This is a genomic window from Methanothrix sp., from assembly GCF_016706325.1.
Classification (GTDB): Archaea; Halobacteriota; Methanosarcinia; order Methanotrichales; family Methanotrichaceae; genus Methanothrix.
This window is the reverse complement of record NZ_JADJJX010000001.1, coordinates 790,059-812,029: the sequence shown is the minus strand read 5'-3', so window position 1 is coordinate 812,029 and position 21,971 is coordinate 790,059. Positions and strand designations below refer to the sequence as shown.

At 55.9% G+C, this 21,971-nt stretch carries 18 protein-coding genes and 2 tRNA genes; 12 read left to right on the top strand and 8 right to left on the bottom strand.

The features are described 5' to 3' along the window. Positions 1–74: 74 nt before the first annotated feature. Complete coding sequence (locus IPI63_RS04250; RefSeq protein ID WP_292476833.1) at positions 75–566, top strand: DUF367 family protein; 492 nt, start codon at positions 75–77, stop codon at positions 564–566. A 91-nt stretch (positions 567–657) separates the two neighbouring features. Further along, positions 658–1,110 (top strand): Hsp20/alpha crystallin family protein, encoded by a 453-nt coding sequence (locus IPI63_RS04245; protein WP_292476832.1) that lies wholly within the window; start codon positions 658–660, stop codon positions 1,108–1,110. Positions 1,111–1,224: 114 nt separating this feature from the next. Here the strand turns inward: IPI63_RS04245 and IPI63_RS04240 are convergent, their stop codons facing one another. The 3 genes from IPI63_RS04240 to IPI63_RS04230 form a co-directional block, all read right to left on the bottom strand. Next, complete coding sequence (locus IPI63_RS04240; protein WP_292476830.1) at positions 1,225–2,430, bottom strand: bifunctional 3,4-dihydroxy-2-butanone-4-phosphate synthase/GTP cyclohydrolase II; 1,206 nt, start codon at positions 2,428–2,430, stop codon at positions 1,225–1,227. 61 nt (positions 2,431–2,491) lie between these two features. Further along, positions 2,492–3,523, bottom strand: coding sequence for an AmmeMemoRadiSam system radical SAM enzyme (gene amrS, locus IPI63_RS04235; RefSeq protein WP_292476829.1), 1,032 nt, complete (start codon positions 3,521–3,523; stop codon positions 2,492–2,494). A gap of 264 nt (positions 3,524–3,787) precedes the next feature. Further along, positions 3,788–5,881, bottom strand: coding sequence for an S-layer protein domain-containing protein (locus IPI63_RS04230; protein ID WP_292476827.1), 2,094 nt, complete (start codon positions 5,879–5,881; stop codon positions 3,788–3,790). 501 nt (positions 5,882–6,382) lie between these two features. On the opposite strand from IPI63_RS04230, the gene IPI63_RS04225 reads away from it, so the two are divergent. Further along, a complete protein-coding gene (locus tag IPI63_RS04225; protein WP_292476825.1) occupies positions 6,383–7,435 on the top strand; it encodes a histone deacetylase in 1,053 nt (350 codons plus the stop codon). On the opposite strand, the gene cca is transcribed toward IPI63_RS04225, so the two are convergent. Genes cca through ilvD form a run of 3 tightly spaced genes read right to left on the bottom strand, consistent with a single transcriptional unit; the run spans position 7,430 to position 10,960 of the window. Further along, positions 7,430–8,749 carry a CCA tRNA nucleotidyltransferase gene (cca, locus tag IPI63_RS04220; RefSeq protein ID WP_292476823.1) on the bottom strand — a complete coding sequence of 440 codons (1,320 nt, stop codon included), beginning with the start codon at positions 8,747–8,749 and terminating at the stop codon, positions 7,430–7,432. The genes IPI63_RS04225 and cca overlap by 6 nt on opposite strands. Positions 8,750–8,762: 13 nt before the next feature. Beyond that, positions 8,763–9,308 (bottom strand): RNA 2',3'-cyclic phosphodiesterase, encoded by a 546-nt coding sequence (gene thpR, locus IPI63_RS04215; RefSeq protein WP_292476821.1) that lies wholly within the window; start codon positions 9,306–9,308, stop codon positions 8,763–8,765. Next, the gene (ilvD, locus tag IPI63_RS04210) at positions 9,305–10,960 is read right to left on the bottom strand and encodes a dihydroxy-acid dehydratase (RefSeq protein WP_292476819.1); all 1,656 of its coding nucleotides are present in this window, start codon (positions 10,958–10,960) and stop codon (positions 9,305–9,307) included. Before ilvD ends, thpR begins: the two co-directional genes overlap by 4 nt. 110 nt (positions 10,961–11,070) lie before the next feature. On the opposite strand from ilvD, the gene IPI63_RS04205 reads away from it, so the two are divergent. Both IPI63_RS04205 and IPI63_RS04200 read left to right on the top strand, forming a co-directional pair. Then, positions 11,071–12,948 (top strand): sodium:solute symporter, encoded by a 1,878-nt coding sequence (locus tag IPI63_RS04205; protein ID WP_292476817.1) that lies wholly within the window; start codon positions 11,071–11,073, stop codon positions 12,946–12,948. Beyond that, positions 12,945–14,096, top strand: a complete 1,152-nt coding sequence (locus IPI63_RS04200; RefSeq protein WP_292476816.1) for an NAD(P)/FAD-dependent oxidoreductase — start codon at positions 12,945–12,947, stop codon at positions 14,094–14,096. Before IPI63_RS04205 ends, IPI63_RS04200 begins: the two co-directional genes overlap by 4 nt. Before the next feature lie 44 nt (positions 14,097–14,140). Here IPI63_RS04200 and IPI63_RS04195 read toward each other — a convergent pair whose 3' ends face one another. Both IPI63_RS04195 and IPI63_RS04190 read right to left on the bottom strand, forming a co-directional pair. Beyond that, positions 14,141–14,542, bottom strand: coding sequence for a 30S ribosomal protein S6e (locus IPI63_RS04195; RefSeq protein WP_292476815.1), 402 nt, complete (start codon positions 14,540–14,542; stop codon positions 14,141–14,143). Positions 14,543–14,804: 262 nt separating this feature from the next. Continuing rightward, positions 14,805–15,797 carry a DUF128 domain-containing protein gene (locus IPI63_RS04190; RefSeq protein WP_292476813.1) on the bottom strand — a complete coding sequence of 331 codons (993 nt, stop codon included), beginning with the start codon at positions 15,795–15,797 and terminating at the stop codon, positions 14,805–14,807. 100 nt (positions 15,798–15,897) lie between these two features. Here IPI63_RS04190 and IPI63_RS04185 point away from each other — a divergent pair. The 7 genes from IPI63_RS04185 (at position 15,898) to IPI63_RS04155 (ending at position 21,805) form a co-directional block, all read left to right on the top strand. Continuing rightward, positions 15,898–15,970, top strand: a tRNA-Gln gene (locus IPI63_RS04185). An 88-nt stretch (positions 15,971–16,058) separates the two neighbouring features. Next, positions 16,059–16,133: transfer RNA gene (locus IPI63_RS04180), tRNA-Glu, on the top strand. Positions 16,134–16,588: 455 nt separating this feature from the next. Continuing rightward, positions 16,589–17,311 carry a hypothetical protein gene (locus IPI63_RS04175; protein ID WP_214075605.1) on the top strand — a complete coding sequence of 241 codons (723 nt, stop codon included), beginning with the start codon at positions 16,589–16,591 and terminating at the stop codon, positions 17,309–17,311. A 506-nt stretch (positions 17,312–17,817) separates the two neighbouring features. Continuing rightward, positions 17,818–18,540 (top strand): hypothetical protein, encoded by a 723-nt coding sequence (locus IPI63_RS04170; RefSeq protein ID WP_292476810.1) that lies wholly within the window; start codon positions 17,818–17,820, stop codon positions 18,538–18,540. Between the two features lie 238 nt (positions 18,541–18,778). Then, a complete protein-coding gene (locus tag IPI63_RS04165) occupies positions 18,779–19,588 on the top strand; it encodes a hypothetical protein (RefSeq protein WP_214066094.1) in 810 nt (269 codons plus the stop codon). 214 nt (positions 19,589–19,802) lie between these two features. Continuing rightward, positions 19,803–20,576, top strand: coding sequence for a hypothetical protein (locus IPI63_RS04160; RefSeq protein ID WP_214066092.1), 774 nt, complete (start codon positions 19,803–19,805; stop codon positions 20,574–20,576). A gap of 47 nt (positions 20,577–20,623) precedes the next feature. After that, positions 20,624–21,805 (top strand): hypothetical protein, encoded by a 1,182-nt coding sequence (locus tag IPI63_RS04155; RefSeq protein WP_292476807.1) that lies wholly within the window; start codon positions 20,624–20,626, stop codon positions 21,803–21,805. Positions 21,806–21,971 lie beyond the last annotated feature (166 nt).

Below are 21,971 nucleotides of genomic sequence, written 5' to 3'. Positions count from 1 at the left end.
AATGGCTCCCTGCTATTGGCTGTTAGGGGGTTGGACACAATGTTAATAGGATTATCGGTAGTTTTCACCCATCAATGGAACTTGTGATCTATCATGCCAATCAGTGCGACCCCCGGAAGTGCTCGGGAAAGAAGCTGGCCCGCTTCCATCTGGCGCGGCTGACCCACAATGTAAATCAGCTTCGACCGTATATCGTCCTCAGCCCGTTCTCTGAGAAAGCCCTCTCCCCAGAGGATCGTTCAGCTCGCGGTCTGGCGGCACTGGACTGCAGTTGGGCACATGCAGAGGATCTATTCTCCCGGATCAGGCTGCAGGAGAGGGCCCTGCCCTATCTTCTGGCTGCCAACCCGGTGAACTGGGGAAAGCCCTTCAAGCTCTCTACCGTCGAGGCCCTGGCAGCGGGACTGGTCATCCTGGGGAGGAGGAGCCAGGCAGAGCAGATCCTATCCAAGTTCAGTTGGGGGCATGTATTCCTGGAGCTGAACTATGAGCCTCTGCTTGAGTATGCTGCAGCCAGGGACTCGGCTGAGGTGATCAGGATTCAGAGTGAGTACATGTCGGAATAGATTTAAGTGCCAAAAAACCCATTATGTTATGGTGTTTAGGATGACCGCAGGATTGATTCCGGCAGAAGAATTGCGAAAGCTGCAGATCAGAATGAATAAACTGATGGAGGAGCTGGGCCTGGATGCCCTAGGGTCCAGGTATACCGATGAGATGGCGCGGATACAGAAGCGCATGGGCGATCTCACTGAGGAGGGGGAGGGCCTGATACTGAATAAGGGGGTGATGAAGCCCCTGGCCGATGTCCATGAGACAGAGGATGCAGTGGTCGTGACCATGGATATGCCCGGAGTGGAGAAGGAGGATATTGATATCTCAGTAGCAGATGAAGAGCTGCGGGTCTCGGCGCAGAGAAAGAGTCAGTCGGAGGTGGACGAGCAGGACTACCACCGCCGGGAGAGGACCTACACCCGCTTTGAGCGAAGGGTGCTCCTGCCGGCGAGCATCAAGGCTGAAGAGGCGCGGGCGACGCTGAATAACGGCGTTCTGCAGATCACCCTCCCCAAGCTCTCCGTCCTCGTTCGCAAGAGGATAACCATCGATTGAGGGCAGAAGTTCCTGATTGCTTCAGAGGCCTCCGAAAAATCATTTAATGCCCTGCAGAGAGCATCCTTTGGGCATGCTTGGTCCTGCCTCAACCTCCTCTTCTTCTCTTTTTTGCTATCCCTCATCCTGCAGCAGGAGATGATTCATTTTATCCCTCTTCGTCTCCAGGTAGCGGCGGTTGATGCTATTGGGCTCGACCTCTAAGGGCACCCTTTCTGCTATCTTCAGGCCGTATCCCTCCAGGCCGATGACCTTGCGCGGGTTGTTGGTCAGAAGGCGGATCTCCTTTATTCCCAGATCGACCAGGATCTGAGCACCGATGCCATAGTCCCTGAGGTCTGCTGGATAGCCCAGCCGGTGGTTGGCCTCCACTGTATCCGAGCCCCTGTCCTGCAGGGCATATGCTCTCAATTTATTGGCGAGGCCAATGCCCCTTCCCTCCTGGCGCATATAGAGGAGAACGCCATCTCCGTTCTCGCTTATAAGCTGCATGGCCCGGCGGAGCTGCTCGCCGCAGTCGCATCTTTTGGAGAAGAAGACATCGCCAGTAAGGCACTCGGAGTGGACCCGGACCAGGGCATCAGGGCTGGTGGGGTCCCCGGCCACCAGGGCGACGTGGCACTGGCCGTCCAGGACGGACTCATAGCCTATGGCGGTGAAGTTGCCATAAGCAGTCGGCATGCTCACCTCGGATATCCTGCTGACCAGCTTCTCATACTGCATCCTGTGGCGGATCAGGCTCTCGATGGTCAGCATCTTCAGGCCGTGCTCCCGGGCGAAGAGCTCGAGCTGTGGGAGCCGGGCCATGGTGCCGTCATCGTTCATGATCTCCACAATCACCCCGGCCGGCTGGAGCCCCGCCAGCCGGGCCAGATCGACACAGGCCTCTGTATGCCCGGTGCGCTGCAGCACCCCCCCTTCCTTGGCCTGAAGGGGGAAGAGATGGCCCGGGGTGACAAGGTCGCTCCGCCTGGTCTGGGGATCGATCAGGACATGGACAGTCGTCGCCCGGTCGAATGCAGAGATGCCAGTGGTGGTATTGATCCTGGCATCCACCGATACAGTGAAGGCAGTGCCCATGGGCTCGGTGTTCCGGCTGGTCATGAGGGGGATGTCCAGCTCGCGAAGGCGTTGAGCAGTCATGGGCATGCAGATCAGTCCCCGGCCAAAACGAGCCATGAAGTTGATCGCCTCCGGGGTGACCATCTCCGCCGCCATCATCAGATCTCCCTCGTTCTCCCGGTTCTCGTCATCCAGTATTATTATGAAGCGACCGGCACGGATATCTGCTATCGCCTCCTCTACAGAGCAAAATGGCATATGATCTGAAGGTCGGTCTTCTCAGCTATTAAAGATCTCTGTCAGGAGCAGACGATCTCCGTCAGGACCACACTCCCGCCACAGCAGTCTTGCACTGAGGGCAGCCCCCCTCGACCACTGAGTTTTTCATCACCCTGTGCCCGCCCCTTTCGACGAGCAAGAAGCCGCAGCTCGGGCAGATGGTGCTCTCGCTCTCCCCCCTGACGTTGCCCGGGTAGACGTATTTCAGTCCTGCCCTCCTGCCGATATCAATTGCTCTTCTCATCGATTCCATTCCGGTGGGAGGAGCATCCCGCAGCTTGTAGGTGGGATAGAAGGCGGAGACATGCCAGGGGATATCCTGGCTGATCCCGGCCAGGAACTGGGCGATATCGGTCAGCACCTCAACTGAATCATTATAGCCGGGGATGACAAGGGTTGTCACCTCCACCCAGACCCCTGCCCGCCAGAACCTCTCTATGTTGCCCTTCACCGGCTCCAGCTTTGCCCTGCACACCTTGCGATAGAACTCATCGTCTCCCTTAAGGTCGATGTTGATGCCGTCAAGGAGGGGAATGATCTTGTCTGCAGCATCCTGGCCGATGTAGCCGTTGCTGACAAAGACATTGCGCAGTTCAGAGGAATGAGCAAGTACTGCCACATCGTAAGCATACTCGAAGAAGATCGTGGGCTCGGTGTAGGTGTAAGCGATGGACTGGCAGCCCCGCGAGACCGCCTCCGCCACCACCTCCTCCGGGGGAACATAGTTGTCTGGTATCCTCCCCCCCTCCTGAGGAAGCTGGGAGATATCTGCGTTCTGGCAGTGCAGACAGCGGAAGTTGCAGCCTACAGTGGCTATGGAGTAGGCCAGGCTGCCGGGAAGGAAATGAAAGAGTGGCTTCTTCTCTATGGGATCCTCATTGGCGGCGATGAGGTTCCCATAGACCAGTGTCATCAGCTTTCCCGCTTGATTCTCCCGCACAGAGCATATCCCCCTCTTGCCGGAGCGGATGCGGCAGTTCTGGTGGCAGAGGCTGCACTTCACATCCTCCGAATCCTGCTCGAGCCTCTTCCAGAATTGGGCCTCTCGAATGTTCTGTTTGGAATTTTGCATAGGATTTTGCATGTCGTATCACCATATAATTTGCTTGAATATATGGCGCTGCCAGATGTAATACTTATTCGTCCTGCCCCAGCCATCCCGCAACTCTCCTTCAAACTGGTTGTACAGACCGATTTAATAGAGGCAAGGCATAATATGTCAGGGCATAATAGAGACGAGAGGGGATTTTGAAGATCAGGATGATGATTTGTGGAATAAAATACTACAAAAAAGGAATAGTTCTGGAGAGCCTAAGCCCTCCAGCTACTTGGTCTTTCAGTCTCTCCTGCTCAGAACGAGGTAAGCTACAGCCAGAAGGCCAGTCAGAGCGAAGATGCTGCTAAATCCGGGAGCTTGGGGAGCAGTCTTATTCTCCTCTTCCTTCTCGGGTTCAGCCTTTACCTCTTCTTTGGCCTTCTCTTCAACAGCTTTGGCTTCCTCTGCTGTCTTGTTGACTTCCTCTGCGGCCGCTGTCTCGACCTTCTCTACAGCAGTCTCTTTCTCAGTCTCATCTACAGCAGTCTTGTCCTCAACAGGAGTGGGCGCAGCCTCCTCTCCCTTGATGGTTGCTTCCTTGTAGATGTAGTATCTGAGCTCATCAGCATCGGCGGTTCTGATGGAGATGCCGGGCATGAGGACGATATCCTTGTTCTTGCTGAGGGTGATATCGTTGTCCTCGTTGTTCATGATGATGGTGTCGGCGGTGACCGTCTGGATGGTCATCTTGTCGTACTCGGTGTTCTCAGAGACATCCTTGGGTGTGTCAGAGAGCTGCCACAGTCCGTCAACAGTTGCCAGGTTTGTGTCAGAACCGCGGAAGGCGTTCTTGAAGTGGGCAGCGACGATGACTACATCCTTGGAGTCTCCGATGTCCTTCTTGTAATAGTAGGTCTTATCCTTCATGGTGGCACCGGTCTTGGATGGGGAGATGACCTTGCTGTCCACGACTACTCCGTCCTTCTGCAGCTCGAGGTAGACCTTGTTGCCATCGATATCGATGGCGGAGATGGCCAGCTCATAGCCCTCTTCCAGATCGAGGGGTGTGCCAGAGGTGAGAGTTCTCTCATCATCATTATCCACCAGGATCTGGAGGACCTGCTCATCGGATAGGACGTTCTCATCCTCGGACTCATGGAAGAGGACATCATCAGTGGTATCCGGGGTGTCAAGGTAGCCGGCGAAGTACTTCTCAGCCATGAAGCCGATCACATTGTAGGATCCCCAGGCCTCATACTCGAAGTCTGCCTTCTGAGCGGTGGTGGTATAGACGACACCATTAGGCTCGGAGAGTTTGTTCTCACCGGTTATGGTTGCAGTCAACTCTTCAGTCTTGATGTTGTCATCGATATCATAGTAGAAGCCAGCGAAGTTATCAGCATCCCAGGTGTAAGTGCCAGTGGCCACGTCGCCCCTTATCTCATGGACTCCAGGCTCGGTGATCTCCTTGTAGATGTAGTATCTGAGCTCATCAGCATCGGCGGTTCTGATGGAGACGCCGGGCATGAGGGTGATATCCTTGTTCTTGCTGAGGGTGATATCGTTGTCCTCATTGTTCATGGTGATGGTGTCGGCGGTGACCGTCTGGATGGTCATCTTGTCGTACTCGGTGTTCTCAGAGACATCCTTGGGTGTGTCAGAGAGCTGCCACAGTCCGTCAACAGTTGCCAGGTTTGTGTCAGCACCGCGGAAGGCATTCTTGAAGTGAGCAGCGACGATGACTACATCCTTGGAGTCGCCGACATCCTTCTTGTAGTAGTAGGTCTTGTCCTTCATGGTGGCGCCATCTTTGGATGGAGAGATGACCTTGCTGTCCACAACTGTCCCATCCTTCCGCAGCTCGAGGTAGACCTTGTTGCCATCGATATCGATAGCGGAGATGGCCAGCTCATAACCCTCTTCCAGATCGAGGGGTGTGCCAGAGGTGAGAGTTCTCTCATCATCATTATCCACCAGGATCTGGAGGACCTGCTCATCGGAGAGGACGTTCTCATCCTTGGACTCATGGAAGAGGACATCATCAGTGGTATCCGGGGTATCAAGGTAGCCGGCGAAGTACTTCTCAGCCATGAAGCCGATTACATTGTAGGATCCCCAGGGCTCATACTCGAAGTCTGCCTTCTGAGCGGTGGTGGTGTAGACGACACCATTGGGCTCAGCGAGCTTGTTATCTGTTAAGGTTGTTGTCAACTCTTCGGTCTTGATGTTGTCATCAAGATCGTAGTAGAAGCCGGCAAAGTCGTCGGCAGTCCAGGTAGCGCCCTCTGTGGCGACCTTCCCGCGGATCTCGACACTGTCGACCGCTCCTACTGCCATCGCTGTTGCCAATAATAGCACCATCGATGTAAATGTAATTGCAGTCAATTTCTTCATCTTTTAACCTCCTATTTACCCTTCATGATCACTTTCAGCAGCATACAGTCTGATTATTCTTAAAACTATTGCCTGAATAACGTCTCGAACCGCCCGCTAAGGGCATGGCGCATGGTATCTCCTGCTTTGCCATCGCTTTCGGGCGCATCTCTGACATGTGTATAGCTACGTCACCCTCCTAATCCCGTATGGGACTATAGGGTAGTGATAGAGTATTTCCCTATTATATCTTTTTTGGTCACTGACAGCAGCTTGGTGCTGATCTCCCCCCATAGGAGCCAGTGGTTGACCAAAGAGCTTTACGAGGCTCAAAGCCTGAATTATCTCTCCTGTTTAAAAGCTTATTCTTGCTATCTGGCATCAATACATATCGCTATGGGCTCAGATTACTGATGCTATTATAAATATCAGTATAAATATCAGCTCTCGCTCCCATTTAAAACATCAGACCCTTTCTTTGGAGGGAAAACCGTTTTACGGGAGGCGATGGTATGGACGAGTATGAGTGAAGGGAAGTTTGCCCTGATCTATCATCCCCTCTTTCTCATGCACGATACAGGCGGGCATCCAGAGAGAAAGGAGCGCCTGACGGCAATCCTGGAGAGGATAAAGTCCGAAGGGTTGGATATAGAACATATCACACCGAAATCCGCGAGGATCGAGCAGGTTGAGGCTGTGCACGGGAGGAGGTACATCGATCAGGTGAGGGCCATCTGCGAGCGGGGTGGCGGCTACCTGGATATCGATACCGTCCTCAGCAAAGACTCTTATGAGGCCGCACTGATGGCTGCGGGGGGAGCCATAGCAGCAGTGGATGCTGTGATCGAAGGCCATCGGGGTGCCTATGCCCTGGTCAGGCCGCCGGGCCATCATGCTCTTCCCAATCGCGGCATGGGCTTTTGTATCTTCAATAATGTGGCCATCGCGGCAAAGCATGCCCAGTTCCGGGGCCTGAAGAAGGTCTTGATAGTGGACTGGGATGTCCATCATGGGAACGGGACCAATGCCATATTCTACTCCGATCCCTCGGTTATGTACTTCTCCACCCACCAGTTCCCCCACTATCCGGGCACGGGCAGGATGAACGATGTGGGAGAGGACGGGGCGGAGGGGACCAAGGTGAATGTGCCCCTCCCCTCGGGCAACGGGGACGAGGGCTATCTCATGGCCTATCGGGAGCTTCTGCTGCCCGTCGCCCTTGAGTTCTCCCCTGATATCGTCCTGGTCTCGGCAGGTCAGGACCCGCACCGGGACGATCCCCTGGGGGGGATGAGCCTGACAGCTCGCGGATTTGCTGCCATCGCCGGGGTGGTGAAGGAGGTGGCAGACTGCTGCTCAGAGGGAATGGTGGCTGCCGTCCTGGAGGGGGGCTATAACCTCTCTGCTCAGGCGGAGGCCATTGTGGCCCAGATCAGGGCCTTTCAGGGGGAGGTGCCGGAGGTCAGCGGATTCGACTCCAGAGTGGCCCGGCGGATCGATGAGATAAAGGCCATCCATAAAGCCTACTGGAAGTGCTTTCAACCGGATGGGATGCGAGGGCCTTCGCCCTCATGATATGGGGGCCCGGGCATCGAGATACCGGGCCAGAAAGGTCCTGAACTCTCTGTCCCTGACCTGCAGGATCTCCCTTCCGGCATATATCTTGTGTCCGCGGCGGATGGCGCGGGAGAGATGCTTTCCCAGGGAGAGGCCCTCCAACTCCGCCGCCAGCAGATCTCGGGCGTAGATATGCTTGCGTGGCTCCTCCACCACCACCCTGCCCCCTCTGACGTAAGGGCCGGACAGGGGATGGGGGTGGGCGGCCAGGAAGCGGGCGGCGTGCTCTGCCTCCCAGACCGGTGGGCCGGCTCGGGAGCAGGCCCTTGACAGCTCCCAGACCTCCATCTCAAAGAGCATCACTGCTCTGTCGCGATAGGCGGTGACATCGCTGCGCAGCACTGAAAAGCCGTTTCTCGCCATCAAAGCCCGGACGGACTCCTCTGCCTTGCGCAACTGGGGGTAGAGGATATCCTCCACCACATCTGGGGCCTGGAACTGAAGGATGATGGGCATCGTCCCTCGCGCATCCATCCTGGATTGGACCTCTTCATCCCCGAGGGGCTCGTGCTCAGGGGGAAAGAAGAACTCCAGGTCCGGCCGGGCGAGAAAAGAGCGGGCTGCGGCGCTGAAAAGGAGCATCCTGTCCAGGGTCAGGGCAGCGGCCACATTGCGGTTGGGATCCACTGGGTCCACCACCACCAAAGGCTCATCATGCAACCTCCCCCCCCTTCTCCCTCCCTCCAGCTCCAGGAGGGTGTTGGGCCTCCAGAGGGAGGCGGCGCGGAGCACGCCGGCGAAGGAGCGGTAGTGTATCACCAGCAGCTCTGCCAGATAGCCGGAGAAGCCTCCCGTCTTCAGCTCCGAGCCGTAGACTCCAACCCCCTTGAGAAACTGCTTCAAGAGGAGGACCTCATCCTCCAGGCCGGTGATCCTGGAGGCGATATACCTGGTATGAAAAGGGGTTCTGTCCACAGCCGACCTCAGCCGGCTGGCATCATCCACCAGATAACAGGGGACCAGGTCCACCTCAAAGCCGTCCACCCGGGCATGGATATAGGGGTGCTCGGCATACCTCTCCTCCTGCTCCGGGGCGACCAGCCTGGCCAGCCTCACGGCTTCGCCCAGGTCGCTGCTCTCGGGCACGCCCAGGAATATATCAAGGTCATAATCCTGCGAGAGCCAGGTCCCCCTGGCCGCCGAGCCCACCAGCATGGCTTGAAGGACTATTCCCTGCTCCTGTGCCATCTGCTCGATCTTTGTTATGATCTTTCTGGAGACGGCGCGAAGCCTCTCCCTTTGGGCTGGGCTGGGCCGGACCTGGCTCAGCACTATCTCTCCAATCTCAGAGAGGGAATGCTGCCAGGTCTTCGTATATTGGCCCTCCCGGTGTCAGTGTGCTTTTTTTTAGATAGAATCTATCTACAGTGAAGCTTCCCAGGTCCAGAGCAGATCGAGAGCCGATCTTGGCCAGAAGCTCCCGGCTGATCCTGGCATTGGGCCGGCCCACCCTTCCTATTGTCACATGAGGGATGAAGCCCCGCTCCTCCCGGGGATAACCCAGGGGCCCCAGAGCCGTCTCCACCTTATCCGATAACGAGGTGAAGTCCCCCTCCAGGCCCAGCCAGACCACGCGCACCGATCTTCCCGGAAATGCGCCCATGCCCGTCAGGCGAGCAGCGAAGGGGGCGGCCTTGACTGTAGCCAGGGCCTCCTTGACCCGGCCCACTCCTCCCTCAGGGACATCTCCCAGGAACTTGATGGTGATGTGGACCAGCTCCGGCCGGACCAGGCGCAGCCCTGCTGTGGCGATACCCTCCTCCAGGCGGCCGATCTCCTCGCGCATCTCCTCTGGCAGGTCCACGGCAACGAAGCACCTGATTCCTGTCATCTCAGTACGCTGCCTTTGCTGGCTGAGGTCACTGAATTTCTGTAGCGCGCCAGCACACCGGTCTTTATGATGCCCTCAGGCATATCAGGCATCTTCCATTCCCCTCTCCTCCGCTCCAGCTCCTCCTGGTCAACCTGCAGATCGAGCCTGCGGGCGGGGATATCGATGCTGATGATATCGCCGGGCCGGACCAGGGCGATGGGACCACCAGCGGCGGCCTCGGGTGAGACATGGCCGATGCAAGGGCCCCTGGTGCCCCCGCTGAACCGTCCATCGGTTATCAGGGCCACTGACTCAGAGAGGCCTGCCCCGGCGATGGCTGATGTGGGGGCCAGGGCCTCTCTCATTCCCGGGCCGCCCCTCGGGCCCTCATATCTTATCACCACCACATCGCCGGGCCTCACCTCTCCTCCCACTATCCCCGCCATCGAATCCTCCTCGCTATCATAGATCACCGCCGGGCCGGAGTGCTTGAGCATTCCCTGCGATACAGCAGTCTGCTTGACCACAGCACCCTCCGGGGCCAGGCTGCCATAGAGTATGGCTATGCCCCCCTCGGCATGCACCGGTGAGCTGATGGTGGCTATCACCTGGGAGTTGACGAGGGGATTGATCACCTTGAATGAGTCCAGGCTCTGACCAAGCCTTTTGCCTGTGACAGTCAGGGCATCCAGGTCCAGAAGAGATCGGAGGGCGCTCATGACTGCGGGAACTCCCCCTGCCTTCTCCAGGTCAAGGATGTGATAGGGGCCTCCGGGCCTGAGATTGACCAGATGTGGCGTCTCCCGGCTGAGCTGATCGAAGCGCTGGATGCTCAGGTCCAGGCCGAACTCAGCTGCTATTGCCAGCAGGTGCAGGACGGTGTTCGTCGACCCGCCGATGGCCATATCCACCCGGATGGCATTATCCAGGGAGGCGGCAGTCACTATCTGCCGGGCGGTGATCCCCTTCTCCACCAGTTCCATGATCTTCATCCCGGAGAGCTTGGCCAGGCGAACCTTTCGCGCATCCACTGCATGGGCGGTGGCGCACCCGGGCAGGGAGAGGCCCATGGCCTCAGTGAGGCAGGCCATGGTATTGGCGGTGAAGAGGCCGGCACAGGAGCCTGCGCCGGGGCAGGCCATATCCTCCAGGGCATCCAGGGTCTCGCCCCCTCTCTGCCACTCCTCGAAGACATTGATCAGATCCAGATCCTTGTCGCAGGCAAAGCCGGGCATCATCGGCCCGCCAGTGACCACGATGGTGGGCAGATCCAGCCTCCCCGCGGCCATGATATGTCCGGGGACGATCTTATCGCAGGTGGGGATCATCACCAGGCCGTCTAACTGATGGGACTCGGCCATGATCTCGATGGTGTCCTCGATCAGCTCCCGGCTGGGCAGGGAGTATCTCATCCCCTTATGGCCCATGGCTATGCCGTCGCAGACCCCGATGGTCTGGAACTCAAAGGGAACCCCCCCGGCAGAGCGGATGCCTGCTTTAACCGCCTCCCCCAACCGGTCGAGGTGAATGTGTCCGGGTATAAAATCGTTACATGAGTTTACAACGCCGATGAAAGGACGGCGAATCTCCTCATCGCACAGGCCGGTGGCCTTGAGAAGAGCCCTGTGAGGTGCTCTCTCCCGGCCCACCTTGGTGACATCGCTCCTCATATCCAAAGACCTCACTCGCCCTAGCCACTCTTCCGTTTAAGTAGTTGCTGTTAAATACCACAAGATACGTTGCCGCCAGAGGGTGTTTTAAAAGCATGGATGCCTATTCATTGTTCCTGGTTTTCCTGTCGATCTACATCGCGGTCCTGCTCGGGATAGGCCTGTATCTCTCCCGCAGGCAGAGGTCGGAGACCGACTTCTGGCTGGCGGGAAGAGAGCTGGGACCGATAAGCATAGGACTTGCCGCCGCATCAGCCTGGACCACAGCCAGTGCACTGCTCCTGGCCACGGGGCTCTTTCTTCTCTTCGGCATAGGCTCGATCTGGATCTGGGTCTTCCCGAATATCGCCGGCCTGGCCATCATCGCCGCCATATCAGGAAGGATCAAGAATATCCCCGCCCTGACCCAGCCCGAGCTCATGGAGATAAGGTACGACCCCATGATCCGGGCACCGGTGGCTCTCGCCGTCACCATCATGATGGTGCTCTTCTCTGTCACCGACTTCATAGGCTTCAAATTGGTGCTGGGCACCTTCTTCGGCATTGAGCCCGTCTTCGCCATCGCCATCATGGCCATCTCTGTAGCCCTTTATGTTGGCGTGGGCGGCTTCCGGGCGGTGGTCTGGACGGATATGATTCAGTATGCTCTGCTGGCCGGCCTTGCCGCCTATGTGGCCTATATGGCTCTCGACCTGTCAGCGGACATGGACATCTCCATCATCACAGCATCCTCAATGCTGGGCGCTGACTGGTGGGATATCTTCTCCCTGGGCGGCATATTGGGGGCTCTGGTCTTCATAGTGGCCCTGGTTCCGGGATGGGTGGCAGAGCAGGACCCCTGGCAGAAGGTCTGGGCAGCGCGTGATGATCCCTCTGCGAAGAGAGGGCTCTTGCTTGGTGCTGCCTTGCTCGCCTTGGTGTACATCTTCTGCCTTCTGTCGGCCATAGGCCTCTCTGTGATCTACCCCCGCCCTTCCGGAGAGGTGGAAGCGGAGATGCTGTATCTCCGGATTATAAGCGATAACGTCCCGGGATGGCTCTTAGGCCTCCTGACCATCGGCTTTGCGGCAGCATCCATGTCCTGCACTGATACATTTGCCACCTCTGGGGCATCCTGCCTCTCCCGCGACCTGATCCAAAGGTATCTCTGGCCCACGGCTACAGTGAAAGAGATGCTGGTTGTAAACAGGATACTGATTGTGATCATGGTCTTCTTATCCGCCTTCATCGCCCTGAATGTGGAGAGCATCATGGATGCAGTGATCATCGCCACAGTCATTGGCACTACATCCTACTTCTTTCCCATCATCGGCGGTCTGTACTGGAAGCGGGCCACGAAGTGGGGAGCCATGGCGGCCCTGGTGGTGGGCGGCGGAACTCAGATCCTTCTCATATCCTATGAGCAGTTCTGGCTCAAGGAGCCACTGGACAGCATCTCTCCCTATCTGGTGGAGCACGGCGTTCTGGTGGGCTTATCCTTGAGCGCCCTCTTCTTTCTGGGGGCATCTCTGGCCACCAGGCAGGCGGAGGATATCCGCCTGGCTCCATTCTTCCCCGATATCGCAGAGAGGGTCTTCGAGGGCAGCACTCCGGGGATGGATCGGACGAGCCCGATCTATCAGAGGATCAGCACAAAGATCGAGGAGAAGCCGGCAGGGGAGCGGATTCATCTCCGCTTGGCCATTGATTACTCTCCCGCTCGCGAAGAGAAGGAGCATGCAAATCTGATCTGGAAGCCCTTTGTGGAGAGTCTCAAGGAGAGCAATTCCATCTGGTTCACCCCCACCGGCAGCCACGTCGCCTACCGCCTCAGCCAGGCCGATATGCTGGCCTGCGTCAAGATGGTACACGGCAGCACCCGGCAGATCTGGCTGGATGCAGATCCAAAGGGCGAGAGCATCGAGCGGCAGAGGGATGAGCTGGTTGTTGCCTACCAGGAGATCGAGAGGGTGCTGGCCGAGATCGGCCTGGCAGCATCACCAAGATGATGAGAGAAGATATACAACTGGCTGTCGTGGGCGCGGGGCCGGCGGGGTGCACTGCAGCCCTCGTGGCAGCCCGGGAACTGGATGTGGTGCTCATCGAGAGGAAGAGCGAGATAGGCAGCCCGGTTCAGTGTGGCGGTTTCCTCCCTGAGGGCGGGGAACTGGAGGCTCTGCTGCCCCGCGCCCGGCTGCCTGAGGAATTAAAGGAGATCCCAAAGCGCTGCATACTGCATCACACCCGGCTGCAGCGGATCTACTCCCCCTCTGGAATGAGCAAGGAGTTTGCCGTCGCGGGTCGGGTCTTGGACCGGCGGTCTTTTGATCGCCACCTTGCCTCCCAGGCCGCTCGCGCTGGTGCTAGGATCCTTCCCGCCACCCGGGCGGCGCTGCTGGAGGGCGGGCTGGAGCTCTCCGGCCACTATTCCGGGAGGCTCAGGCCCCGGATGATAATTGGCGCTGATGGCCCCCGCTCCACAGTCTCCCGCCATATGGGAAACCCCCTCCAGGAGATGGGCATCTGCCTGGAGTACGAGATGGCGGATGTGGATATCGATAGCGATGCAGCAGAGATGTTCTTCTCGGCAAGGTACGCTCCAGGGGGCTATGCCTGGATAATTCCCCTCGGCCCGGATAGGGCCAATGTGGGCGTGGGGGTGCGTTCGTCCTACCTCTCCGGCCAGAAGCTTCCCGATATCCTGGAGGGATTTGTGCACGGTCATCCCCAGGCCAAAGAGAAGCTCTCCTCAGGGGAGGTTTTGGCGGTGATGCGCGGCCTGGTCCCCGCTGGCGGGAGTGCAGGGTCGATTCACAAAGGCAATATGATCCTGGCAGGAGATGCCGCCGGGCATGTACTGGCCAGCAGTGGCGGAGGCATACCTTTAGCGGTTGTTGCCGGGAGGATTGCAGGCGAGTTGGCAATTGAGCATCTTTGCCGCGGCAAATCCTTATCGGAGTATTCATCGCGCATTGGAAGGGAGTTCGGGCGGGAGCTGGAGCGGTCAGTGCAGATAAGAAAGATGGTGGATGTGGCCATGAGAAGCGATCGGCTCATCAATGCCCTCTTCGCTGCCTTGAGCCCAGAACAGATGAAATCGGTGATGCGGGCGCAGATACCCTCGCCACTCAGCTCTCGCGAATGGTCTATAAAATGACTACAGGACGGCAGGCCGTCCCTTTCTGATGCTCTCCGTCCCAGCTACTCAGGGCTCTCCTCCTTGGGGGTCCTGCTCAACAGCTCCTCCAGCGATTTGGCCCCCGACTCCACCACCTTGACATTTATCTGGCCGATATCGTGGGATATGTCCCTCCCATGGATGCTCTTCCTCTTCTTCTTGCCCTCAGCAGTGGGGTGATAGCCGATTCCAGTGGAGAGAAGGATCTTTCTTCGTTTGTTTCCCGGGAGGTCGGCCCGCATGGGAAATCCCTCGCGATCGCTCCCTCCTGTGATCTGCATCGAGTATCCTGGCATGCCCAGGATCTCCCCTTCGATCTTCTCGCCGATATGCTTCCCCAGTAGCTTGCTCGCTCCGGTATCCTTAAGCTCTACCTGATAGGCTTTACCGCTTTTGGGATCTGAGACCACAACTCTAAAATCCATTATACTTCCTCATCGACGTAAATGTGACTTTCTGTCTAGAGACTGATGCCCTATAAAACATTATCTTGTCTTTTAAGCCTTGAAGTGATGAATATCAGCTCAGGAAGATCGATTGGGGGATATCAGCTCAGGAAGATCGATTGGGGAATATCAGCTCAGGAAGATCGATTGGGGAATATCAGCTCAGGAAGATCGATTGGGGGATATCAGCTCAAGAAGATCGATTGGGGGATATCAGCTCAAGAAGATCGATTGGGGAATATCAGCTCAGATCGGCCATCCGGGAGTAGTCCACGAGCATGGATATCGGCAGGGTCTTTATCCCCGCTCCCATCTCCTCTGCAGCCACTGCACCATTGACCCCAGCATAAAAGGCGATGCCGATCTTTCCTGCGGCCACTGGACAGCCCAGTATCGGCTCGGCGGGACCTCCGACTTTTATAAGGCCGCCAAATCCTGCACATCGAGATGCTTCCAGGATATCGAGGGCATATCCAGCCGCCGCGAGGGGTACCTCCCGGACATTGGCCAGCACCCGCCCCGATCCTCTGCTGATGGCATTGGAGACGCTTGTCACCCTCCCTCCCATGAAGATCTTCACCGGGTCGAGGGATGAGCCCGCATAGGCTATGAGATCAGTGAACTCCACCGGCTGCTTATCTTTGATCCTTACCAGGCCTGCGAAGCTGGTGAGGACGGGAATCCCCTTCTTCATCAGAATCCCATCCATGGTCATGCTGCATACCGTGACCATACCTATAGATCCAGCGGGCACCACCTGGGTGGAGAGCATCTCGCCCTCGTCCAGGATCAATACACGGCGGCTTATCCCGTATCCCTCGTCGAAGGCGCGGGCGAGGATATCCAGGACCCGATCGGAATCGGTTTTATCGATAATGCTGGTATTGGCGATGACCAGACCCTGGCAGCTGTGCGGATCAAAGCTGCTCCTGTACATATATTCCTCAATCCTGGTGTTCACAAAGCCTATCCGATCGTCTATCAGGGCATCGGCTAGCTCTCTGGAGCCCAGCGGGGTGATCACCCGGCCGCTATAGCCCTTCTTCTTGGTGAACCCCAGCTCATCGAGGATCTTGAGATTATAGCGCACCGCCCTTTCGCCCAGATCATAGCCCCGGTTGGAAAGGGTATCTGAGATCGCCCTCGCTCCCACTGGCGTGCTGGCGCTCTCGATCACCCTGAGGATCTCCATCAACCTGCGCTGGCTCATATGGGTCCTGGTGAGCAGCTTCATCCAGATTGATCCTCCGGGAAAGAGAATATATATCTTATGGGGACAACCAAGGGCAGGCTTCTGAGGGCAGGGGCTGCCGCGTCTGAAGAAGCGAGAAAATAGTCCCGTAGGGTAGAGGTCAATCCTGAGGGCCTTTGGAGCCCGCGACGGCGGTTCGAATCCGCCCGGGACTACTCAAAATCCAGGATCTCACTGGAAATGTAGATATATCTGTTCAATCTCATTTAGGAGGGCCAGGCAGGTTGATTTGATGAAATCATTGCTCCGGTAGTGTAGCCCGGCCAATCATTTCGGCCTTTCAAGCCGAAGACTCGGGTCCAAATCCCGGCCGGAGCACCTTTCAATAATCCCATCTGGACGGCCTGCGCAACTTCCCAGAGTCGAAAGGGGCTGATGTTGCCAGCCAGCGTCCTGGCGCGCATTCTACTGCTATTGCATCAGGAGGATAGTAGCACTTTCCCTGCAATCCCGGTGAAGATCGATGGCATTTTTGCTGGGGCAAAACGATTGACAAGACTAGCCGATATCGGTTTTTCTGGATAAAGACCCGATACGTTTATATTCCTGAAGGCGGTATAGGGTGCTCTTGCCTGAGCAAAATACTCAAATATGAGCCGATAAGCATGAGGATCAGGTACTCCATAACGCCAGCAAAATCGGAGTTGCTCTGCATGGGCTTGTTGCCGTGCAGAAGACGAGGTCTTGCTGTCTTATGGTGTCAAGTGGATTTAGGCCTCTGTGGACGGCTTGGATCCTGAGAAATGTTGGTATATCAAGGAGGTGGGAAAGAAATGAGAAAACTGATAGCTGTTTTGATTATAGTCGCCATGGCCGTAGTAGGCATGGCCGGTGCAGCTAACTATATGTACGAAAAGGCATCGGTCAAGGGCGTTGGATATAAGAACGTAGAGATGATCATTTCCACCCAGTCTGGCTTCAACGGCCAGAAGCTGGTTGAGAAGGAGTCCGGATCCGGAAACGTGATCGTAGAGAGGACCGAGGTAGAGGCTGAGAGGCAGCTTAATGCCTATGGCGCTCAGTTGCCCTGTATGTATCCCAATACCTGTGCCATGGACTACATCAACTTCACCAAGGAAGCTGAGTTCGAGTACATGCCGGTATCCTATCAGACAGGCACCTATGACCAGAAGTGGGTCGAGAAGCTGTGTGTGCAGAACTACAGAATCGGCGCTGTGCTGACTGAGATGTACAGCCACGCTGAGCACCTGCAGAAGACCACCGAGGTCAAGACCAGAGGCTACCAGAACACCTGTGTCGAGAACTGCTGCACTGGCGTTCTTGAGGCCAACCTGAACAGCAACGTCATCGGCGTTGCCCATATCGGATGGCTCTCCAGGGATCCCGAGCCCAGCAGGCAGCTCAAGGGCCGCCACGCTGAGTACGGCAGATCCGTCGAGGACCTGACTGGTGTCTTCTCCATTGAGAAGTTCATCCAGCTCTGGGGCAACTCCACCTGTGGTGCCATCAGCGTTGACTGGCTGCCCTGCATTTAGATAGACAAAGTGATATACATCGGATTTTGACCCTGGGTGGAGACGCCCCGGGTCCAAACCACATTTTTTAAGCTATTCAACCATAGCCGCTTTTCATAAATGTATACTCTCTTATATTCCCATTCTAAAAAGGCTCTATAGCCCTCAGGAGAATGAGCTCTCACAGCCACAATGGAATATAAAATTCCCCCATCCCTGCTCGATAGCTTTATATGCCAGTAATCTAATGGGAAAGGTTGTGCCTGAGACAATAGCTCAAATAATATCTAGTGGTAATCCTGAATTCAGGCGCCTCACGCCGGATAGGATGACAGTTCGCGCTTTTGGCTTATGTACTGGAGCAGAGCGGAGCCGAATGGTTTCATCTCTGGTTTCATCTCTTCAGGGGGAGCGATTCTGGATCACTGATCGAGGATCTGTATATCCAGCCGGGGTGATGTACTAAAGGATCATTTGTTGCTATCAGTAGCGACTTTGGATCCTCATGTAAAGGAGGTGGGAAAGAAATGAGAAAACTAATAGCTGTTTTGATTATAGTCGCCATGGCCGTGGTCGGCATGGCCGGTGCAGCTAACTATATGTACGAAAAGGCATCGGTCAAGGGCGTTGGATACAAGAACGTAGAGATGATCATTTCCACCCAGTCTGGCTTCAACGGCCAGAAGCTGGTTGAGAAGGAGTCCGGATCCGGAAACGTGATCACTGAGAGGACTGAGGTAGAGGCTGAGAGACAGTTGGATGCTGCTGGACTGCAGCTGCCCTGTATATATCCCAATACCTGTGCCATGGACTACATCAACTTCACCAAGGAAGCTGAGTTCGAGTACATGCCGGTATCCTACCAGACAGGCACCTATGACCAGAAGTGGGTCGAGAAGCTGTGTGTGCAGAACTACAGAATCGGCGCTGTGCTGACTGAGATGTACAGCCACGCTGAGCACCTGCAGAAGACCACCGAGGTCAAGACCAGAGGCTACCAGAACATCTGTGTCGATAACTGCTGCACTGGCGTTCTTGAGGCCAACCTGAATAGCAACGTCATCGGCGTTGCCCATATCGGATGGCTCTCCAGGGATCCCGAGCCCAGCAGGCTGCTCAAGGGCCGCCACGCTGAGTACGGCAGATCCGTCGAGGACCTGACTGGTGTCTTCTCCATTGAGAAGTTCATCCAGCTCTGGGGCAACTCCACCTGCGGCGCAATCAGCGTTGACTGGCTGCCCTGCATTTAGATAGACAGATTGATACAGATCGGATTCTGACCGCAGGCGGAGACGCCTGAGGCCATTTTTTTTATATGTCAGGCATTATTCATAAGGGCGATGATGTCCGGATAAACTCGACAGATTTATATCACAATAATCCAACCACAGCGATTGTGCCTGCAACATGCTTCTATGCTCAACTGTGGGGATATCCAGGGCGGATCAAGAATGATCCTGGATCGCAATACAAAAGGAGGGATTGCAAATCAAAAAACTAATAGCTGTTCTGATTGTGCTCGCCATGGCCATGCTCGGCATGGCCGGTGCAGCCAACTACATGTACGAAAAGGCGTCGGTAAAGGGCGTTGGATACAAGAACGTAGAGATGATCATTTCCACCCAGTCTGGCTTCAACGGCCAGAAGCTGGTTGAGAAGGAGTCTGGATCGGGAAATGTGATCGTAGAGAGGACTGAGCTGGAGGCCGAGAGGCAGCTTAATGGTGATGGGGTCCCCATCGGCTGGGTTATTGATCCTTACGGCTTCCCCTGCGATTGGTGCGTATGCGACTGGCCCACAGGAACTCTGTGCCCCATGGACTACATCAACTTCACCAAGGAGGCTGAGTTCGAGTACATGCCAGTATCCTATCAGACAGGCACCTATGACCAGAAGTGGGTCGAGAAGTTGTGTGTGCAGAACTACAAGATAGGCGCTGTGCTGACTGAGATGTACACTCATGCCGAGCACCTGCAGAAGACCACTGAGGTCAAGACCAGAGGATATGGCATTTACAACCGAGAGGATCCCAACAGATACATCTTCACCGACAGCGGCTGTCCTCGCTGCTGCACTGGCGTCCTTGAGGCCAACCTGAACAGCAATGTCATCGGTGTTGCCCATATCGGATGGCTCTCCAGGGATCCCGAGGCCAGCAAAGCCCTCAAGGGCCGCCACGCTGAGTATGGCAGATCGGTCGAGGACCTGACTGGTGTCTTCTCCATTGAGAAGTTCATCCAGCTCTGGGGCAACTCCACCTGCGGAGCAGTCAGCGTCGATTGGCTGCCCTGTTTGTAGATGGCCGCATAAAGGACTCCTGCACAGGCCGATTGCGCCTGCAGCGGGAACCATTTTTATCTTTTTTTCCCATCAACAGATAGATTTATATCGAATAAAAGCATCAGCTTATATCAGCTTATAATTGTAGCTCAAGTTCTGCATATCAGGCAGGACAGAAAAAAACCCAAAGGGATCAAAGACTGTTACGTCAAACATCGGGGGTAATTGTAATATGAAGGGAGTGACGATAGTCATCGCAGTAGCTCTGATGGGGCTATGCGGCATTGTCCTGGCGAATCCGCCATTGGTACCGCCAGTGCAGTATGAGCAATTTTGTGAAAGTCATAAGGTGTCCGGCACCGGGATTATCGATGTCTCCAATTCTATAATCGACAAGAAGATAGCCCTGGAATACTTCGACACCATGAACGGAGACGGGGACTTCGAGCTAGATCAGGAGACGGCATATTCCCAGAATGCTGATGTCCTCAAGAGAAATGTCTCCACAGTCAATGGGGGAAACAAGTCCAATCTGAACCTCGTCCAGAACACCAAGATGACCTACAGCGGCCAGATTCCCCTGACCGGCGGTCGATTCATCAACTCCAAGGCCTTCTATGGCGGCATTGGCGCCAATGTGCAGGAGCTGTTCTCGGTAAACGAGCTGGAGCAGGATGAGACGGCATTCTTCTCCTCCACCACGCCCTATAACCCGCCGGGGACAACGCCAGAGGACCTCATCGGCTCCCTCGCGAAGGCGGGAAGGGATCAGGATGCTGTTGCTGCCTTGATGGGCAACAACCCCGCTCATCTGGTGGGAATTGAGACCAAGAACTCCTTTAACGGCACATGGGGAACCGATGCCACATGGCATAGGATATTCTATAAGGACATCAAGGCTCATGAGATGTTCACAGGAACTTTCGAGGCAGAGAAGATACTGAAGTTCCATGAGAATCCCGTGCCAGAGAGGCAACGCGCGCCTTGTGAAGGAATAGACTGCTAGGTCGGGATGACCTGGCTGCTTTTTTTACCTTATTTCAGGGGGTTAGCATGAGAAGAGATCTGATTATGATGATAACGATGTTGATCCTGACAGCATGCCAGGCGCAAGCTACAGTCGAGGATCCGGGGATGACACTGGGTGACGTTTCAGCCACCTGGCCCGGTCTCCCCACTCCATCCATTCCCGACTACCTGCCCAGCCCCTGTGGGGGAGATTCTGGGGCGCTATCAGTGGATATCACCCTCACTGGACCCGAATCGGAGAGGGATAAGTCCTATACCACCCAGGGGAATGGGCTGGACTTCGTGGTTACTGTGACCAATGGGGGCTCAACCGATGCCGAGGTGGAGGTGTGCGTCAAGCCGATGGATTGTGCTTTAGACTGGTTTGGCTGGACCAGGACCTCATTGAATATCCCGGCAGGGGCGACCCGTTCCCGGAACCTGGCTGTTCAGCCGGATGCAAATGCTGTAGAGGGAAGGTACAGGTTTGCAGTCGAGGCCTCAGCCAAATGCCGCACCTCCGCCTCGAAAGAGGCATCTGTCCGGGTGCAGGCATACGATTATGCTTCGGAGACCGCTATCAGTGGCTCAGGCCAGTTCCAGATGAGCAAAGATCTCCGATCCATGAAATCGGGGATCAAGTCCAGCAAGGATGTGATCTTCAGCGGCAGCGTTGATGCCCTGGTCAAGAATGAGTACATGGTGAATGAGGCCAGAGGAAAGAACGCCAACTTCATTGAACGGGATGCCGTTGACAACTACAATGCCCTGGCCAGTGGAGATGCTCTGGTGGGGACGGAGAGCTTCAAGAGCTCTGCTATATTCGGCGGGGTGGGCGCCAAGGTGAAGGAGACCTATGATCTGCAGCAGATGGAGTTCAAGAGCCAGGATTTCACCTTGCATCAGACTGGATCTTTGAAGAAGACTGCGGAGTTCAAGACGATGGACAACTTCACTGGATATTACCTCCTGGATGCTAAGCAATCTGTCCCCGGGCAAAAGAGCCTCAAAGAGCTGGAGGAGTACTTTGGGTCATTCGAGATAAACCGGAGGATTCTCTTCCGCAATAATGCCGAGTCCAAGCCCGCCTGTGAGGATGGTGAATGCCAGGGAATAGCTACACCAGCTGCCAATAGCTCTCGAAGCCTTCCCGCCTCCAGTCCCTGCACCAGCAGCTCATGCCAAAATTTTGTAAACCGGCTGAACAATTTCGGTCATAGGGCATGAGCTCATACGTTTTTTTATTTTCTTTTGAGTTGAGGGCATCCTCTCCCCATGATCGCCGGGCCGAGCCTCTCTGATGAGATCAGAATGGGCCAAAAGCTTGAAATAGGCTGCTGAGAAGCTCAATAGCGGGTGTTAGGGTTCCTTTAAGGGAGCGATCTTTTCGAAA

What these genes read in the sequence shown, in the direction of transcription:
- IPI63_RS04250 (WP_292476833.1), top strand. Translation starts at nt 75, where the DNA reads ATGGAACTTGTGATCTATCATGCCAATCAGTGCGACCCCCGGAAGTGC.
- IPI63_RS04190 (WP_292476813.1), bottom strand. Translation starts at nt 15,797, where the DNA reads ATGAAGCTGCTCACCAGGACCCATATGAGCCAGCGCAGGTTGATGGAG.
- IPI63_RS04225 (WP_292476825.1), top strand. Translation starts at nt 6,383, where the DNA reads ATGAGTGAAGGGAAGTTTGCCCTGATCTATCATCCCCTCTTTCTCATG.
- IPI63_RS04240 (WP_292476830.1), bottom strand. Translation starts at nt 2,430, where the DNA reads ATGCCATTTTGCTCTGTAGAGGAGGCGATAGCAGATATCCGTGCCGGT.
- IPI63_RS04170 (WP_292476810.1), top strand. Translation starts at nt 17,818, where the DNA reads ATGAGAAAACTAATAGCTGTTTTGATTATAGTCGCCATGGCCGTGGTC.
- IPI63_RS04195 (WP_292476815.1), bottom strand. Translation starts at nt 14,542, where the DNA reads ATGGATTTTAGAGTTGTGGTCTCAGATCCCAAAAGCGGTAAAGCCTAT.
- ilvD (WP_292476819.1), bottom strand. Translation starts at nt 10,960, where the DNA reads ATGAGGAGCGATGTCACCAAGGTGGGCCGGGAGAGAGCACCTCACAGG.
- amrS (WP_292476829.1), bottom strand. Translation starts at nt 3,523, where the DNA reads ATGCAAAATTCCAAACAGAACATTCGAGAGGCCCAATTCTGGAAGAGG.
- thpR (WP_292476821.1), bottom strand. Translation starts at nt 9,308, where the DNA reads ATGACAGGAATCAGGTGCTTCGTTGCCGTGGACCTGCCAGAGGAGATG.
- IPI63_RS04175 (WP_214075605.1), top strand. Translation starts at nt 16,589, where the DNA reads ATGAGAAAACTGATAGCTGTTTTGATTATAGTCGCCATGGCCGTAGTA.
- IPI63_RS04155 (WP_292476807.1), top strand. Translation starts at nt 20,624, where the DNA reads ATGAGAAGAGATCTGATTATGATGATAACGATGTTGATCCTGACAGCA.
- IPI63_RS04160 (WP_214066092.1), top strand. Translation starts at nt 19,803, where the DNA reads ATGAAGGGAGTGACGATAGTCATCGCAGTAGCTCTGATGGGGCTATGC.
- IPI63_RS04230 (WP_292476827.1), bottom strand. Translation starts at nt 5,881, where the DNA reads ATGAAGAAATTGACTGCAATTACATTTACATCGATGGTGCTATTATTG.
- IPI63_RS04200 (WP_292476816.1), top strand. Translation starts at nt 12,945, where the DNA reads ATGATGAGAGAAGATATACAACTGGCTGTCGTGGGCGCGGGGCCGGCG.
- IPI63_RS04245 (WP_292476832.1), top strand. Translation starts at nt 658, where the DNA reads ATGAATAAACTGATGGAGGAGCTGGGCCTGGATGCCCTAGGGTCCAGG.